Annotated in this window: 15 protein-coding genes; 6 read left to right on the forward strand and 9 right to left on the reverse strand. The window is 36.6% G+C overall.

The window, feature by feature from the left end:
- Positions 1-73: 73 nt before the first annotated feature.
- On the reverse strand, positions 74-1213 hold the full coding sequence (gene folK, locus JEM65_RS06735; protein ID WP_199598211.1) for a 2-amino-4-hydroxy-6-hydroxymethyldihydropteridine diphosphokinase: 1140 nt from the start codon (positions 1211-1213) through the stop codon (positions 74-76).
- A gap of 415 nt (positions 1214-1628) precedes the next feature.
- On the opposite strand from folK, the gene JEM65_RS06740 reads away from it, so the two are divergent.
- The 3 genes from JEM65_RS06740 (at position 1629) to rpsU (ending at position 5560) form a co-directional block, all read left to right on the forward strand.
- Positions 1629-4283 carry an AsmA-like C-terminal region-containing protein gene (locus JEM65_RS06740; protein ID WP_199598178.1) on the forward strand — a complete coding sequence of 885 codons (2655 nt, stop codon included), beginning with the start codon at positions 1629-1631 and terminating at the stop codon, positions 4281-4283.
- A gap of 185 nt (positions 4284-4468) precedes the next feature.
- Positions 4469-5332: a sigma-70 family RNA polymerase sigma factor gene (locus tag JEM65_RS06745; protein ID WP_199598179.1), complete on the forward strand. Its 864-nt coding sequence runs from the start codon at positions 4469-4471 to the stop codon at positions 5330-5332.
- Between the two features lie 33 nt (positions 5333-5365).
- On the forward strand, positions 5366-5560 hold the full coding sequence (rpsU, locus tag JEM65_RS06750; RefSeq protein WP_133757260.1) for a 30S ribosomal protein S21: 195 nt from the start codon (positions 5366-5368) through the stop codon (positions 5558-5560).
- A 34-nt stretch (positions 5561-5594) separates the two neighbouring features.
- On the opposite strand, the gene JEM65_RS06755 is transcribed toward rpsU, so the two are convergent.
- Together JEM65_RS06755 and JEM65_RS06760 are read right to left on the reverse strand one after the other, a co-directional pair.
- Complete coding sequence (locus JEM65_RS06755; RefSeq protein WP_306465080.1) at positions 5595-5831, reverse strand: hypothetical protein; 237 nt, start codon at positions 5829-5831, stop codon at positions 5595-5597.
- Between the two features lie 119 nt (positions 5832-5950).
- Entirely contained in the window at positions 5951-6745 is a 795-nt protein-coding gene (locus JEM65_RS06760; RefSeq protein ID WP_199598180.1) for a DUF2797 domain-containing protein, read from the reverse strand.
- Between the two features lie 317 nt (positions 6746-7062).
- On the opposite strand from JEM65_RS06760, the gene JEM65_RS06765 reads away from it, so the two are divergent.
- Positions 7063-8577: a GH3 auxin-responsive promoter family protein gene (locus JEM65_RS06765; protein ID WP_199598181.1), complete on the forward strand. Its 1515-nt coding sequence runs from the start codon at positions 7063-7065 to the stop codon at positions 8575-8577.
- A 294-nt stretch (positions 8578-8871) separates the two neighbouring features.
- Here JEM65_RS06765 and clpX read toward each other — a convergent pair whose 3' ends face one another.
- The 6 genes from clpX to JEM65_RS06795 form a co-directional block, all read right to left on the reverse strand.
- Positions 8872-10104 (reverse strand): ATP-dependent Clp protease ATP-binding subunit ClpX, encoded by a 1233-nt coding sequence (gene clpX / locus JEM65_RS06770; RefSeq protein ID WP_199598182.1) that lies wholly within the window; start codon positions 10102-10104, stop codon positions 8872-8874.
- Positions 10105-10168: 64 nt separating this feature from the next.
- Positions 10169-10849, reverse strand: coding sequence for an ATP-dependent Clp endopeptidase proteolytic subunit ClpP (gene clpP, locus JEM65_RS06775; protein ID WP_199598183.1), 681 nt, complete (start codon positions 10847-10849; stop codon positions 10169-10171).
- Positions 10850-10983: 134 nt separating this feature from the next.
- Positions 10984-12306, reverse strand: a complete 1323-nt coding sequence (gene tig / locus JEM65_RS06780) for a trigger factor (RefSeq protein WP_199598184.1) — start codon at positions 12304-12306, stop codon at positions 10984-10986.
- Between the two features lie 205 nt (positions 12307-12511).
- Positions 12512-12853 carry a phage holin family protein gene (locus JEM65_RS06785; protein ID WP_199598185.1) on the reverse strand — a complete coding sequence of 114 codons (342 nt, stop codon included), beginning with the start codon at positions 12851-12853 and terminating at the stop codon, positions 12512-12514.
- A 102-nt stretch (positions 12854-12955) separates the two neighbouring features.
- Positions 12956-13726 (reverse strand): alpha/beta fold hydrolase, encoded by a 771-nt coding sequence (locus tag JEM65_RS06790; protein ID WP_199598186.1) that lies wholly within the window; start codon positions 13724-13726, stop codon positions 12956-12958.
- 141 nt (positions 13727-13867) lie between these two features.
- Complete coding sequence (locus tag JEM65_RS06795) at positions 13868-14581, reverse strand: pyridoxine 5'-phosphate synthase (RefSeq protein WP_199598187.1); 714 nt, start codon at positions 14579-14581, stop codon at positions 13868-13870.
- Between the two features lie 87 nt (positions 14582-14668).
- Between JEM65_RS06795 and JEM65_RS06800 the strand changes: the two genes are divergently transcribed.
- Together JEM65_RS06800 and JEM65_RS06805 are read left to right on the forward strand one after the other, a co-directional pair.
- A complete protein-coding gene (locus JEM65_RS06800) occupies positions 14669-15325 on the forward strand; it encodes a CBS domain-containing protein (protein WP_199598188.1) in 657 nt (218 codons plus the stop codon).
- A 4-nt stretch (positions 15326-15329) separates the two neighbouring features.
- Positions 15330-16211 carry an NAD kinase gene (locus tag JEM65_RS06805; RefSeq protein ID WP_199598189.1) on the forward strand — a complete coding sequence of 294 codons (882 nt, stop codon included), beginning with the start codon at positions 15330-15332 and terminating at the stop codon, positions 16209-16211.
- Positions 16212-16245 lie beyond the last annotated feature (34 nt).

The raw sequence follows: 16245 nt of genomic DNA on the forward strand, positions 1-16245 counted from the left end.
GTTTTTAATAAATTTTTCAGGATTCCCCCTCTTAATTCTAACTACTTAATACTATGTACTTAATACTCTGTACTTAACGACAAATCTCCCCCAGCACCCATAAATAATCTTGGCGATTCTCTACAAAGTCACGATCTGAAATATCAATAATTTTGACGTTGAATTCTGTTTGATTTTTTAGAAATTCCAAGTACCCCGCATTGATTTTTTCGAGATAGGAGTTTTCAATATTCTGTTCGTAATCACGACCCCGCTTTTTGATATTAGCTTGCAAACGTTCTGTATTTTGATACAGATACACATACAAATCAGGTTTTGTAATATCTTTATACATCAGATAGAATAGCTTCCTGTACAATCTAAATTCATCCTCAGGCAGCGTAATCTTCGAAAAAATCAGCGATTTATAAATATCATAATCACTCACCATAAAATCCTTAAACAAATCCAATTGTGATAGATCATCACTGATTTGCTGGTACCGATCGGCCAAAAAAGACATCTCTAAAGTAAAGGCGTACCGTTGTGGCTCTTCGTAAAATTTCGGTAAAAACGGATTGTCCGCAAAACGTTCCAAAATCAGTTTGGCATTAAACTCGTTAGAAATTTGATGCGCTAAACTTGTTTTACCAGCCCCAATATTTCCTTCTATGGCAATATAATTGTAATTACCAAAACAGTAATTTTTCATCGGGTTTTTCAACCAAATGTTCATGGCCTCAATATTACTGTCGTCTTCACAGCCTTCTAAAAGTTCAACCACTGATTTTTCAAACTTGGGATGCACCACTTTTGAAGCAATATCATTGAGGGGTTGCAAGACAAACTTACGATTGTGCATTTGTGGATGTGGTACTGTGATCAATTCTGATGTTATAATCTCATCATCATAAAAAATAACGTCCAAATCAATAGTGCGCGACTCATAACCTGCACCTGAATGTCTTGTGCGGCCAAGTCTGGTTTCAATAGCAAGAAGCTTACGCATCACCTGTTCCGCAGAAAATTGCGTTTCTACAAAAACACAGGTATTCAGAAAATCTTCAGTAGCACTACCGGTTTCAAAACCCAATGCCGGCGTGTTATAAACACGGGCAATGATATTTATCTTTCCAATAGTTTTAAAAATAAGGTCAATAGCATCTTGCAGGTGCTTCAATCTGTCGCCTTTATTACTACCAAGTGCAATGTAAACTAAGTGAGGTTGATCCATAATTACCGCCAAAAATAAAGAAAACAAAATCACTTTGTAATAAATTCAAGGCTAAAAAATCATTTTAAAAACCATACCTCGTGGAAAAATTCAAATTAAATTTATATTTTTTTTTACGACCGTTTACTTCAACTATATTTGTCTATTCTAAAGTCTTGATTGGGACAATTTTAGAGCTACCGCCGTTGTTATGTTTGTTTTTAGACCAAAATTGTAGTGTTAAAATTATATGTTATGCTGTTTTGTGGTATCATTTTCAATCATTTAAAATTTGAGGTTATGAGCACTTAAGCAATTGAAAACCGCTAAAGTTTTATTAAACTTTAAGGCTAACCCATCTTTTAAAATAAACATTACGTATATATACTTACTGAACTATCTATCTTAATTATAAAAGTAATAACTAAATTTTTCAATGAAGAAGTTTCTTAAAATTACCGGAATCACCTTACTAATAGTAGTTGTTTTATTATTGGTGCTGCCTTTTGTATTTCAATCGCAAATTAAAGGTATGGTCAAAAACTTTATCAATCAAAACCTCAACGCCAACGTGGAGTTTAGCGATGTAAGTTTGAGTTTGTTCAGAGGTTTTCCGCAGGCCCACGTAGAAGTGAGTGATTTGGTGATTACCAATTTTAAACCCTTCCAGGACGAAACTTTCGCCACCGCAAAAAACATCAATTTCACCATGTCAGTCAAAGAACTTTTTAAAACTTCTGACGAACCGATCATAATTAATTCAATTACTATTAATGAAGCATTATTGACTCTAAAAACGGATGCTTTTGGAAACGTCAATTACGATATTGTAAAGGAAAGCGAGAACGTACAAGATTCGACTGCAAGTTTTTCATTTGACATCAAAGATTACAGCATTAAAAGAAGCGCACTGACCTATATTGACGTTCCTGCTGAGATGCAATTTTACGTCACGGAATTGAACCATACCGGAAAAGGCAGGTTCTCAGGCAATATTTCAGAATTGGACACAAAATCTGAAGCCAACGTGAGCTTAACCATGGATAGCATCAATTATTTAAACAATAACCATGTAAAGCTGGATGCGTTGATTGATATGGATTTAAACGCACAGAAATATACGTTTAAAGAAAACAAAGCACTCATAAATCAACTGCCGGTTGAATTTAGTGGATTTGTTCAAATTATTGAAGAAGGACAACTTATTGACTTATCATTTAAAAACACAGGCTCATCATTTAAAGACTTTTTAGCCGTGATGCCAGCAACCTATGCAAAAAACTTAGACAATGTTGAAACAACGGGGAATTTTAATGTGAACGGTATCATTAAAGGTAAGATGACTGAAACAACCATTCCTACTTTAGACATTAGCATCAAATCTGACAATGCTTCATTTAAATATCCAGATTTGCCTAAGCGTGTTGAAAATATTGTGATTGATACAGAAATTAAAAATGATACAGGAAATGCCGATGACACCTATGTAGCAATTAACACCCTGAATTTCAAAATTGATAGCGATGTGTTTAAATCTTCAGCGATGATTAAAAATCTTACGGGTAATATGCTGGTAAATGCTGATATAGATGGCACTTTAAATTTAGCCAACCTCACCAAAGCCTATCCCCTAGAACTTGAAAATGAATTGAGCGGAATTTTAAGGGCAAAATTGAATACTGCGTTTGATATGAATGCCATTGAAACGAGTGCGTATGATAGAATCAAAGCTTCAGGAAATGCGAACATTACTAATTTGGTGTTTACTTCAGATGCGATGAACCAACCGCTGCATATTTCAAAAGCCGATATGACCTTTAACCCTTCTACCGTAACGTTAAATAGTTTTAGCGCGAAAACTGGACAGAGTGATTTCACTGCAACCGGAACCATCAACAATTTGATTGGTTTTATGTTGAGCAAAAAAGTGAATTTAAAAGGAAACTTTAACCTGAATTCCAATACATTGGCGCTCAATGATTTTATGAGCAAAGAAACGGAAAGCACTACGGCAGCAACCTCTAAAAAAGCCGCTACAACAACTGAAGGGTTGAAAATTCCGCAATTTTTGGAATCTACCATTACGGCCAATGCCAACACGGTCATTTATGACAACCTAAAATTAAAAAATGTAAAAGGTGTTTTAACTATTAAGGACCAACAGGCTACAATCAACAATTTAAGCTCAAGTATATTTGATGGCGTTTTAGCGGTTTCAGGAAATGTAAGTACCAAAGCAGACACACCTTCATTCAACTTAAATTTGGACGCCAGCAGTTTTGACATCTCAAAATCTTTTACTGATCTCGAATTATTACAAAATTTGGCACCTATTGCCAAGGCCCTTAAAGGCAAACTAAACAGTAACATCAAAATATCTGGGACGTTAGACAAAGAGTTCTCTCCTAATCTAAATACCATTACTGGGAGTGCTATAGCAGAATTGCTCACTACAGATATTGACGAAAGCGCAAGTCCACTATTATCAAAATTGGAAGGCGCATTAAGTTTTATCAACTTTGGTGATTTAAATTTGAAAGACCTGAAGGCCAATTTAGAATTTGCCAACGGAAAAGTAACGGTCAAGCCATTTAACTTAGCCTACAAAGATATTGGCATTGTAGTATCTGGTGCACATGGTTTTGACAATACAATGAATTATAATGCGGTGTTTAATGTTCCTGCAAAATATTTGGGAAGTGATGTTAATAGACTAATTGGAAAAATCAATGACAACGAGGTCAATAAAATTACTATTCCTGTACTCGCTCATATTACCGGATCATTCAGCAACCCAAAAGTATCCACAGATTTAACCAGCGGTGTTACCAATTTAACAAAACAGCTGATTGAGATAGAAAAACAGAAATTAATTGGAAAGGGCACGGATAAGATTAAAGATTTAATAGGCGGTGCTTTGGGCGGAACTACCAATCAGACGCCCTCTACAACCTCAAAGGACTCGACCAAAACCAATACGCAAACCCCTTCTATCATAAAAGACAGTACAAAAACGGGAAGTGAAGTGATCAAGAATACCCTGAAGGATATTTTTAATTCTAAAAAGAAGAAAAAGGATACCGTGAATTAAAGCGTCTGAAACTCGACCTATTTGTGATCAAAAAACAGAAATGTCAGGTTAAAACAAACGTAAACAACCTGCAATGTAAAAAAATTTAGCCAATTATGTTAAAGTAATGTGAGTTTATTTGCTTTTGTGGATTAAAAAGTTATACTGTAGAGTTACAGTTAACGTATATAAATAAAAGAGACTAGATGAGGCAATTAAAAATCACCAAGCAGGTTACTAACAGAGAATCCAAATCTCTCGACAAGTATTTACAAGACATCAGTAAACTGCCATTGATTACAGCAGATGAAGAAGTAGAATTGGCACAACGTATTAGAACAGGAGATCAAGAAGCTTTGGACAAACTCACCACCTCCAATCTTCGTTTTGTCGTATCAGTTGCCAAACAATATCAAAATCAAGGGTTAACATTACCCGATTTAATTAACGAAGGCAACGCTGGCTTGGTGAAAGCAGCGAAACGTTTTGATGAAACCAGAGGTTTTAAATTTATTTCTTATGCTGTTTGGTGGATTCGTCAAGCAATTCTTCAAGCTTTAGCAGAACAATCTCGAATAGTTAGATTACCTTTGAACAAAATTGGCTCGATCAATAAGATCAATAAAGCCTATTCATTTTTGGAGCAAGCGCATGAGCGCCCGCCCAGTGCTGAGGAAATTGCGACTGAATTAGACTTGACCGTTAAGGATGTTAAGCAGTCCATGAAGAATTCTGGACGTCATATCTCAATGGATGCACCTTTAAAAGAAGGTGAAACCTCAAGTTTATATGATGTGGTTTCTTCTGGAGATTCTCCAAATCCTGACAGAGATTTAATGACCGAGTCATTAAGTTTGGAGATTGACAGAGCACTCAACACGCTTTCCCAAAAGGAAAGTGATGTGATTAGATTGAATTTTGGACTTTCCAATCAACCTCCAATGACCTTGGATGAGATTGGTAAAACCTTTGATTTAACCAGAGAGCGTGTCCGTCAGATTAGAGAAAAAGGAATCAGAAGACTGAAGCACACTTCAAAAAGTAAAATTTTAAAAACGTATTTGGGATAGTCTCGAATACATTATATACTCTAATAATTATCTATGTTAAGAATCGAAATTAAGGAAGGCGAAAACATCGAACGCGCCATCAAACGTTACAAACGTAAACACCGAAATGTAAAGGTGATGCAGAATTTGAGAGAGAATCAATATTTCACTAAACCTTCAGTGAAAAAGAGAAGACAATTACAAAAAGCTGCCTATATACAAAATTTAAGGGATCAAGAAGAAATGTAGTCTTCTTAACCTCTCAAAACAAAAAATCACGTTATTATGACGTGATTTTTTGTTTTCCAATAGGATGATCTTCGTAAAAATCTTCAAAAGTCTTATCTGTGGTGTATTGATCTCTGAGTACTTTATAAACCATGACCACTACGAATACTTGCCCTAAACAAGTAACGTAAAACACCCAATTAAAAGGCATGTCCATCGCCACCATAATGGTTAGCGTCACCAACATTAATGTGGTTATCACAACGTAAAGCATTGCCGGAATCTTCATCATTTCTGTATTTAAGGGTTATCAGAACGCCTAACCTGACGTTCTAAAAAGGTTAACCTTAAATTACGAAAAAACAGAGATTATAGAAAATATATACTGCCAAATTAGTGTTAACTAGAGTCTTAAGCGATTGTGAGAGCAACCACACTGCCTTCATTCCCTCTAATATTAAATACCGTATCATCTTCAAAAATAAGATACTGTCCTTTGATGCCTTTTAAAACACCTTGGTATACGGGTGTCTTTGCCAAATTAAGACTCTTAGGTTTTTCAGGATATTTCATCACAGGAAATTCTATATGCGTCTCGATATTGTTGGCAATATAATACGCTGCGGCTTCCTCAGGGATTGATTGTCTTAAGCGATCGCGCCATTCTACCAAATTCTCATCTACAATATCATTTTTTAACATGGTGCGCCAATTGGTCTTATCGGCCACAAAGGCTTTTAGGGCAACTTCAGTAATTCCTGCAAGGTATCTATTGGGCACTTCTACAATTTCAATAGCCTCATGCGCCCCTTGGTCAATCCATCGGGTAGGCACTTGACTCTTTCTCGTTACCCCAACCTTAACGTTGCTAGAATTGGCCAGATACACCACATGAGGCTGTAGTTGCACTCTTTTTTCATAATCTAAATCGCGGTCTTCTTGATCTAAATGTGCGGTACTCAATTCTGGGCGCATGATCCAATCTGCAGCCTGTGGAATATCAAAAAAGCAACTTTTACAAAAACCTTGTCTGTAAATTGGCTTGTTCAATCCACAGTTGAGACATTGGTAACCAACAAATTGAATGGTGATGGTTTTATCCAACAATTGATTCATGTTGATAAAGTCATTTTCAAAAATAAGATAGTATTGGATAGGATGTGAAAACTCCGTTGCCATTTTGGTCAAGACCCCTTGGTACGTCATTTATTTAAAATTTTATTTAGAAGAATTAATATATATAAAGCTATTATTGTCCGATTAAAATTTCATCCGCCTTCTAAGAATATAGACTAATAGAAGTTTTTCTGTGTTTTGTTCGTTAATGTGCTCATTTTTATTTTTTTTTGAAAATATTAACAAAACAATATAATTCCAGATAGTTATAAATCTTAACACCTATGTTTTCAGCACTCAACGAGTGATGTCTCGGTTCTTGGTTCTAACAGCGAAGCGGTCTTGATTCTTTTCCCAGACAATATTGAAAAAAAGTATTATTTTTAGTCTTTAAAGATACTACAAATATGCCAATTCCATTAGTAAATTCTATTGCTTCATGGTTCTTAAAAAAGCGATTCCATCAGATTGAATTGTTTTTAAAATACCCTAATGAGGTCCAAAACGAATTACTTCAAGATCTCCTCATTACAGCAAAAGATACAGAAATTGGCAAAACCTATGATTTTTCCAGCATCACCAATTACCGCACCTTTGCAGACCGACTTCCCATCACCTCTTACGAAGAAAATCAGGCCATTATTGAACGTTCGCGTATGGGTGAAAACAATATTTTTTGGCCAACACCCATCAAATGGTTTGCAAAATCGAGCGGTACTACCAATGCGAAGAGCAAATTTATTCCTGTAAGCTATGAATCGCTGGAAGATTGCCATTATGCGGCAAGCAAAGATTTACTGTGTATGTACCTCAACAATAATGAAAACTCACAGATGTTTACAGGAAAGAGTTTAAGGCTTGGTGGTAGTAAAGAACTTTATAGAAAAAACGGAACGGTGTTTGGTGATTTATCCGCCATTTTGATTGACAATATGCCGTTTTGGGCAGAATACAGCAGTACACCGAGTAACAAGGTCTCTTTAATGAGCGATTGGGAGTATAAAATGCAAGCTGTAGTTAACGAAACCATAAACGAAAATGTAACCAGCCTGGCGGGTGTACCCTCTTGGATGTTGGTGCTTTTGAATAACGTTTTGGAGACCACCAATAAGCAAAGCATTTTTGATATTTGGCCCAACTTGGAAGTCTATTTTCACGGGGGTGTAAGTTTCCTACCTTACGTAGATCAGTATAAAGCCATCTTACCACGTCGGGATTTCAGGTACTATGAAATTTACAACGCTTCAGAAGGCTTTTTTGCCATACAGGATCGAAACAGTTCTAGTGAACTCTTGCTCATGTTGGATTATGGTATTTTCTATGAATTTATTCCTATGGATGCTTATGGTACTCCAGAACAACGCATCATCCCTCTAGCCGAGGTTGAAAAGCATAAAAATTACGCCGTGGTCATTACAACCAATGCCGGACTGTGGCGCTATAAAATTGGAGACACCATACGGTTTACCTCATTGCAACCCTATCGTATTAAAGTGAGCGGGCGCACCAAACACCATATTAATGTGTTTGGTGAAGAGTTGATTATTGAAAATGCAGAAGACGCCTTAAGAAAAGTATGTAAGAAAACAAAATCGCAAATTGTAGACTATACAGCGGCACCCATTTTTATGAGCGGTAGAGATAAGGGCGCCCACGAATGGTTGATTGAATTCAAAACCCCACCCCAAGACATAGACTACTTTAGTGAGCTGCTTGACAATGCCCTAAAATCGTTAAATTCTGACTATGAAGCCAAGCGCTACAACAACATCACCCTGAATAGTCCTAAAATAAACATTGCAAGACACCAGTTATTTTACGACTGGCTAAAGCAACAGGACAAATTAGGTGGTCAACACAAAGTGCCACGGCTTTCCAATACGCGGCATTATATGGATGCCCTCTTAATCTTGAATGTGTAGTGGTAATTCATCGAAAAAAACAACATTTTTTATTCTGATATCGAGAATAAGCCCGAGTTTATCTAAAAAGGAGTACAAGCGTTTTATTATTACATATTTGCGGCTATATTTACACCATAGCCATCAATAAAACACGGCCAAAGCAGTTGTTGATGAAGTTAAAAAGACATACAACATAAGTGCTAGTACACCTATGTTTTAAGCATTGCTTCCGCAATATTAGTTTTTTAAATCCGAAAAATAAAAACCACCCTGAAAAGAGTGGTTTTGTTTTTTTAATATGACTCTAAACGTTTAAGAAACTGCTTTCAATCGCTTTAAAGTGGTTTTATCCAATTTGTCTTCAGCATACTCTTTAGTAACGTGAAGCTTGGTTTCCTTGCCACTTGGCAATTCAAACATGGCGTCTGTTAGGATCTCTTCACAAAGAGATCTCAATCCTCTAGCGCCCAGTTTATATTCAATCGCTTTCTCAACAATAAAATCTAAAGCCCCGTCCGTAATGGTGAATTTTATATCGTCCATCTCAAACAATTTTTGATATTGTTTGATGATCGCATTTTTAGGTTGGGTCAAAATAGCTCTTAACGTTTTTGTATCTAAAGGATCCATATAGGTCAATACTGGTAAGCGACCAATAATTTCTGGAATAAGACCAAAATCTTTTAAATCTTTTGGAATGATATATTGCAGCAAGTTATCTGTATCTATCACATCTTCTTGAGAAGCTGCTTTGTAACCAATAGCTGCCATATTAAGACGTTTTGAGATCATACGTTCCACACCGTCAAACGCGCCACCCGCAATAAACAAAATATGCTCCGTGTTGACTTCAATAAATTTTTGATCTGGATGCTTACGACCGCCTTTTGGTGGTACGTTTACAGTGGTTCCCTCTAGCAATTTCAATAAGGCCTGTTGTACACCTTCTCCTGAAACATCTCTGGTAATTGAAGGGTTATCGCTCTTACGTGCAATCTTATCGATTTCATCAATAAATACAATTCCTTTTTCTGCCTTTTCAAGATTGTAATCTGCCACTTGTAACAACCGTGTCAAAATACTTTCTACATCTTCACCTACATACCCTGCTTCTGTCAATACCGTAGCATCCACAATAGCCAAAGGCACGTTGAGCATTTTTGCGATGGTTTTTGCCATCAAGGTTTTACCAGTACCCGTTTGCCCTACCATGATGATATTACTCTTTTGAATATCAATATCGTCGTTAGTTGCGGGTTGTAACAATCTTTTATAGTGGTTGTACACCGCAACGGACATTACTTTTTTGGAGTATTCCTGACCTATGATATATTCATCAAGAAACTTCTTGATCTCTTTAGGTTTTTTGAGCATCATTTCCGACGACAGTTCAGCATTACCACTTTGTTTTAATTCTTCCAAAACAATGCCGTGGGCCTGCTCAATACATCTGTCACATATATGCGCGTCCAATCCTGCAATCAATATACTGGTTTCTGGCTTTTTTCTACCACAAAACGAACATTCTAATTCTTCCTTTGCCATAACTCTTTTAATTCCTCATATTTTACATTTCAATTTTTATCACTATCGATAACTCTTGAAATTACTATTTTTTAGTACTTGACAAAACTTCATCAATCATGCCATATTCTTTGGCCCTATCTGCTTTCATCCAGTAATCTCTATCACTATCATTGTACACTTTATCATACTTCTGACCTGTGTGTTTTGCAATGATATTATAAAGTTCTTCCTTTAAGGTCAAAATCTCCCTAGCTGTAATTTCAATATCACTGGCCTGCCCTTGAGCGCCTCCCAATGGTTGGTGAATCATGACACGAGAATGGGTCAATCCACTGCGTTTTCCTTTTGCCCCAGCACATAGTAAAACAGCCCCCATGGACGCCGCCATTCCGGTACATATAGTTGCAACATCTGGCTTGATAAGCTGCATGGTATCATAAATACCAAGACCTGCATATACACTGCCTCCTGGAGAGTTGATATATATTTGAATGTCTTTAGCTGCATCTGTACTTTCCAAAAACAACAGCTGTGCCTGAATAATATTGGCCACTTGGTCATTAATAGCTGTACCCATAAAAATAATACGATCCATCATCAGCCTAGAAAATACGTCCATTGCTACTGCATTCATTTGACGTTCTTCAATAATATTTGGCGTCAAACCAACAGGATACATACTGTTCATAATTTGATTGTAATAGGTGCTGCTGATGCCTTGATCCTTTATTGCGAATTTTTCAAATTCTTTTCCGTAATCCATAAATATTTTTTAGTTCTTAAATTCGTAAAAACCCCAGAATTACTGGGGATTATTTGATGACTATCAGTGAGTCAAAAAAAAGCGTAAAACCTAACAGTTTTACGCTCTAAATATAACGATTTAAATTATAAGTATTAGCTGTAAAACTCTTTTACAAATTCATCATAGGTAATTTCCTTAACCTTAATGTTTGCTTCTTTTTTATAAAGTTCCAGTAACTTTTGACTCATCAATTGTTCTGACAAACGTTTTACTTCATCTCTGTTGGACAAAATACGTGCCGCGATATCCTCCAACTCTTTGTCTTGAGGGTCCATTTGTCCAAATTGTGCCATTTGCACTTTTATCATTTCTTTAGAGAAATCCTTTAGATCATCAAAAGTAACTTGTAAATCATACTTTTGGATCAATTTCCCTTCGATCAATTGGTAACGCATGCTTTTTTCAGAGTTTTCATACTCTTCTTTAGCCTGATCTGCATTCAATTGATCTTCACCTGCCGTTTGCATCCATTTTTGTAGGAAGGTTGACGGAAGGTCAAATTTTATGTTTTCAACCAAATATTCAGTAACGTCATTCAAGAATTTTTGATCGCCTTGCTGTCCGAATTGTTTTTCAGAATCTTCCTTGATTTTAGCTTTCAATTCAGTCACTGAAGTTACAACGTCTTTACCAAACAATTTATCAAACAACTCTTGGTCTAAATCTGCCAATTCTCTCGTGTTGATTTCTTCGACTGTAAAGGCAACTTCAACATCCAATCCATGGGCATCATCATGAGCTACTTTTAAAAAGTTCATTAAATCATGATCGTCACTGAAGAGTCCTTTAGTTTTTAAAGTGACAACATCACCAACTTTAGCACCAATGAATGCTTTTTCAGCGGTTTTACTTTTTATCTTATCTAAAGTAAGGGTTGCTTTGTTATTGATCTCCTTTTCTTCGTTTACAAAAACACCAGTAACTTCTGAGTCTTTAGTAACCCTATCCTGAGAGATCAATTTGCCATATTGCTTACGAATGTGCTCCACTTGATCGTCAATCATTTTATCGTCCGCAACAATAGCATATTGGGTAATGGCCTTTTTGCCTTTAAGGTCAACCTCAAATTCTGGAGCTAAGCCCAATTCAAACTCGAATGAAAAAGTATCAGCATCCCAATCTAAATCATCCTGAGCTTTTGGCAATGGGTTACCTAAAACATCCAATTTCTCCTCAGTCAAATATTTCTTAAGAGCGTCCTGTAATAGCTTATTGACTTCATCAACCAAAACAGCTTTTCCGTACTGCTTTTTTACCATTGTCATTGGCACATGCCCTTTTCTGAATCCAGGAATGTTAGCCGATTTACGGTAATCTATAAGAATTTTTTCAACTTTATCACTATAGTCTTCTTTAGCGATATCTACTTTTACAACAGCATTTAATGCGTCAATGTTTTCTCTTGTAATATTCATATTCTAATTAATAAAGCCTTAGGCGTTTTAATGTTTAACGATTTTTTAAACCTACAAGGGTTCCTATTTTCTGTGGAATTAGTTCAAATATTGCATTAAAAGCTCTTCTCAATACACTGGTTTGACTAGTAAAAAATCGGGACGCAAAATTAAGCAATTTTTAAATCCCAACAAAGTTTTTAAACACTTGATTCAGAGACTCGTTTTAGTCTCTGTCCAATAATGAATAAAGTACAGATTGTAAAAATGATAAGAGCAAGCTAAACAGCAATGCAATCCAAAAACCGTTTACCTCAAATCCGCCCATAAACTCATCTGCCAACAGGATTATACAGGCATTGATGACCAATAAAAACAAGCCTAAGGTGAGGATGGTGATAGGCAAGGTTAAAATAACCAATATCGGTTTTAAAATCATGTTAAGTAGCCCTAATACAATCGCTAAAACAATAGCCGATGTAAACCCCGCAACTTCCACTCCTGGAAGGAATTTAGCCAATACCACTACGGCAACAGCTGTTAAGAGTAATCTGATTATTAAGTTCATAGGTTTGGTTTTAAAGTGTTAGGTGTTAGGTGTTAGGTGTTAGGTGTTAGGTGTTAGGTGTTAGGTGTTAGGTGTTAGGTGTTAGGTGTTAGGTAAAATATACTACTTTTTGCCCAAAAACCCTTTTACCTCCTTATAAAAATCTTTTGGGTTTTCTGCGTGCAACCAATGTCCAGCATTAGCAATGGTTACGATCCTAGCTTTTGGAAAATGCGATTGGATCAAACTCTCATCTTGTACTGAAATGTATTCTGAACGGTCACCACGCAAAAATAAGGTTTCCTTTTCAAACTTGACGTGCATTGGCAACGGCTCACCAACTTCATTAACCTGTTCTTTTAAAACATCAAGGTTGATGCGTAATGCCAAAACGCCCTTTTCTTTCCAATAGAGGTTCTTCAGCAAAAATTGTCTTGTGCCAACATCTGGAACATAACCCTTCAGCTCATCATCGGCTTCTCCCCTGTTTTTGATAGTTTCAAAATCTAATGCCGATAAACCTTTCAGAATAGCGTCATGATGCGTTGGGTAATACCGCGGCGAAATATCTGCAATAATCAATTTGGACACCATGTCCGGATATTCAACAGCAAATAACATAGCCGTTTTGCCGCCCATAGAATGCCCTAGGAGAATGATGTCTTTTAAATGATGCTGATCGCAATAACGTTTTAGATCTTCAACCATGACCTCATAATTGAATTCATCGCTATGAAAACTTCGGCCATGGTTGCGCTGATCAATCAGGTGTACCTCAAACCCTTCTTCACTGAAGGTAGTACCGAGTGTTTTCCAATTGTCACCCATTCCTAAAAATCCGTGGAGAAAAATAAACGCTTGGCCTTCGCCTAATATGTTTGAATAAAGATTCATGATTGGTGATTATTGATTGTTGACCCGCCCGAACGTGCCTTTTCGGTACGGGCGGGTTGGTGATTGTTGATTTATGACGAAGGACAAATGAAAGATAACGGATAGCCAAAGCACTCATCCCTCAAGACTCATACCTAATACCTACTTCAGCTGCCTTAAATACATATTGATCACATTTTCAATGCCAAGATACAAACTCTCTGAAATCAATGCATGGCCGATAGAAACCTCTAATAAGTCTGGAATATGCTGTTTAAAAAATTTAATATTATCTAAAGACAAATCATGGCCTGCATTAATGCCCAATCCCAACACATTGGCCAAAACAGCACAGTCCGTATAAGGTTTGATTGCCATTTCATTACCTAATCCGTAATGATGCGCAAAAGCCTCCGTATAAAGTTCAATTCTATCAGCTCCGGTAGCTTTCGCCCCCTCTATTTGTTTCAACTCTGGATCTACAAAAATTGACGTCCGTATTCCGTTTTGTTTAAATTCTTTAATGACATCCACCAAAAAATCTTTATGCTTAATGGTGTCCCATCCTGCATTTGAGGTAATGGCATCTTCAGCATCTGGCACCAAAGTAACTTGTGTAGGTTTCACATCCAAAACCATATCTACAAATTGACGGATAGGATTGCCCTCAATATTGTATTCTGTATACACTTCCGGCTTTAAATCATACACATCTTGGTAACGAATATGGCGTTCATCTGGTCTGGGATGAATGGTGACGCCCTGGGCGCCAAACTTTTGAACATCTCTTGCAAATTGAACCACATTTGGAACATCCCCACCCCTAGAATTTCTTAGGGTAGCAATCTTGTTGATATTAACGCTCAACTTTGTCATAGCTTTTGTTTTATTGAACAAAAATACAAAGTACATGATGCTTTTTGTAGTTATTTTTAATTATTTTGCAAGAACAAAATTAAGACCATGCCGTTACGAGAATACATCATCAATGACATCAAACCGCTAAACATAAATGATAAGGTAAGCGACCTTAAAATGATGTTTAATGAATTGACCTATTCCCATATTCCTATAGAAAACAATTCAGTGTATTTAGGCTGTATTTCTGAGACTGATGTGCATTGTTTTGATGGCAAGGAAACCATTTTAGATTGCAACCATATATTGGAAGGCTTTTTTGTAAGATCAGACACCAATTGGTTGGATGTTCTCGAAACCTTTGCACAACATTCCTGTAATATTATGCCGGTATTGGACGAGCAAAATAATTATTTGGGATATTATGAGCTCAATGATATTATTGGCCGCTTCAATGACACCCCATTTTTCTCTGAACCGGGTGGCACGTTGATTGTTGAAAAAGGAATTCAGGATTATTCGTTTAGCGAAATTAGCCAGATTGTGGAATCCAATGACGCTAAAATATTAGGGGCTTTTATTTCTAAAATGGACGGCGATGTGGTACAGGTAACACTTAAAATTGGAGATTCAGGACTTAATAATGTGATTCAAACCTTTAGAAGGTATAGTTACAATGTTATTTCTGGTCATGAAGAAGACACCTATATTGAGAATTTAAAGGAGCGCTCAGATTACCTGAACAAATACCTTAATATGTAGCATTATGAAAATTGCCATCTATAGTCAATATTACAAAGGTAATGAAGCATCCGCAGGGGTGCTTTTAAATTATTTATCCCATAAGGAAGCAGACGTTTTTATTGAGGGTCAATTTTACCGCCTTATGGACAAACATTTAGACCTTAAGACTAATTTTAAGCAGTTTGAAACTTTCCAGACTTTAGATGATTCCTTCGATTTACTTATAAGTATTGGAGGCGATGGTACTATTTTAAGGGCCATTACTTATGTGAGCGACAGGTCTATTCCTATAATTGGCATCAATACTGGACGTTTAGGGTTTTTGGCTACCATTCAGAACAATCAAATTGAAAGCGCCCTCGATAGTATTTTTAAAGGCGAGTATAAAATTTCAGAACGCAGCCTGCTATGTATTGAAACCGAACCCAAGAACAAAGATCTCGCCCAACTGAATTTTGCGCTTAATGAAATAGCGGTGAGCAGGAAGAACACCACTTCAATGATTACGGTAAACACCCATTTAGATGGTGAATATCTAACAACCTATTGGGCAGATGGCTTAATTGTTTCCACACCTACCGGCTCCACGGGCTATTCTCTAAGTTGCGGAGGCCCTGTAATTTCTCCAGCGGCCAAAAGCTTTGTCATCACCCCTATTGCACCTCATAATTTGAGTGCCAGACCATTGGTAATTCCTGACGGCACTGAAATTCAATTAAAGGTGGATGGACGTGAAGACTTTTATCTCATTTCTTTAGACTCCAGAATTGCTACCTTGCATAATTCTACCATTGTAACCATAAAAAAAGCAGCCTTTAAAATTAAGATGATTGAACTACCTAGTGAAAGCTTTATTGACACCTTACGAAAAAAATTATTGTGGGGAGAAGATAAACGTAATTAGACAATAAAACCTTGCAAATACTGTTTACCTGTAA

It is taken from the genome of Gelidibacter salicanalis (genome assembly GCF_016469035.1).
GTDB classification, from domain to species: domain Bacteria; phylum Bacteroidota; class Bacteroidia; order Flavobacteriales; family Flavobacteriaceae; genus Gelidibacter; species Gelidibacter salicanalis_A.

Bases quoted from the DNA above. Each gene is read 5' to 3' on its own strand.
- JEM65_RS06795 (WP_199598187.1), bottom strand. From the start codon at position 14,581: ATGACAAAGTTGAGCGTTAATATCAACAAGATTGCTACCCTAAGAAAT.
- JEM65_RS06790 (WP_199598186.1), bottom strand. From the start codon at position 13,726: ATGAATCTTTATTCAAACATATTAGGCGAAGGCCAAGCGTTTATTTTT.
- JEM65_RS06805 (WP_199598189.1), top strand. From the start codon at position 15,330: ATGAAAATTGCCATCTATAGTCAATATTACAAAGGTAATGAAGCATCC.
- folK (WP_199598211.1), bottom strand. From the start codon at position 1,213: ATGGATCAACCTCACTTAGTTTACATTGCACTTGGTAGTAATAAAGGC.
- clpX (WP_199598182.1), bottom strand. From the start codon at position 10,104: ATGGCAAAGGAAGAATTAGAATGTTCGTTTTGTGGTAGAAAAAAGCCA.
- JEM65_RS06760 (WP_199598180.1), bottom strand. From the start codon at position 6,745: ATGACGTACCAAGGGGTCTTGACCAAAATGGCAACGGAGTTTTCACAT.
- clpP (WP_199598183.1), bottom strand. From the start codon at position 10,849: ATGGATTACGGAAAAGAATTTGAAAAATTCGCAATAAAGGATCAAGGC.
- JEM65_RS06740 (WP_199598178.1), top strand. From the start codon at position 1,629: ATGAAGAAGTTTCTTAAAATTACCGGAATCACCTTACTAATAGTAGTT.
- rpsU (WP_133757260.1), top strand. From the start codon at position 5,366: ATGTTAAGAATCGAAATTAAGGAAGGCGAAAACATCGAACGCGCCATC.
- tig (WP_199598184.1), bottom strand. From the start codon at position 12,306: ATGAATATTACAAGAGAAAACATTGACGCATTAAATGCTGTTGTAAAA.
- JEM65_RS06745 (WP_199598179.1), top strand. From the start codon at position 4,469: ATGAGGCAATTAAAAATCACCAAGCAGGTTACTAACAGAGAATCCAAA.
- JEM65_RS06765 (WP_199598181.1), top strand. From the start codon at position 7,063: ATGCCAATTCCATTAGTAAATTCTATTGCTTCATGGTTCTTAAAAAAG.
- JEM65_RS06800 (WP_199598188.1), top strand. From the start codon at position 14,669: ATGCCGTTACGAGAATACATCATCAATGACATCAAACCGCTAAACATA.
- JEM65_RS06755 (WP_306465080.1), bottom strand. From the start codon at position 5,831: ATGATGAAGATTCCGGCAATGCTTTACGTTGTGATAACCACATTAATG.
- JEM65_RS06785 (WP_199598185.1), bottom strand. From the start codon at position 12,853: ATGAACTTAATAATCAGATTACTCTTAACAGCTGTTGCCGTAGTGGTA.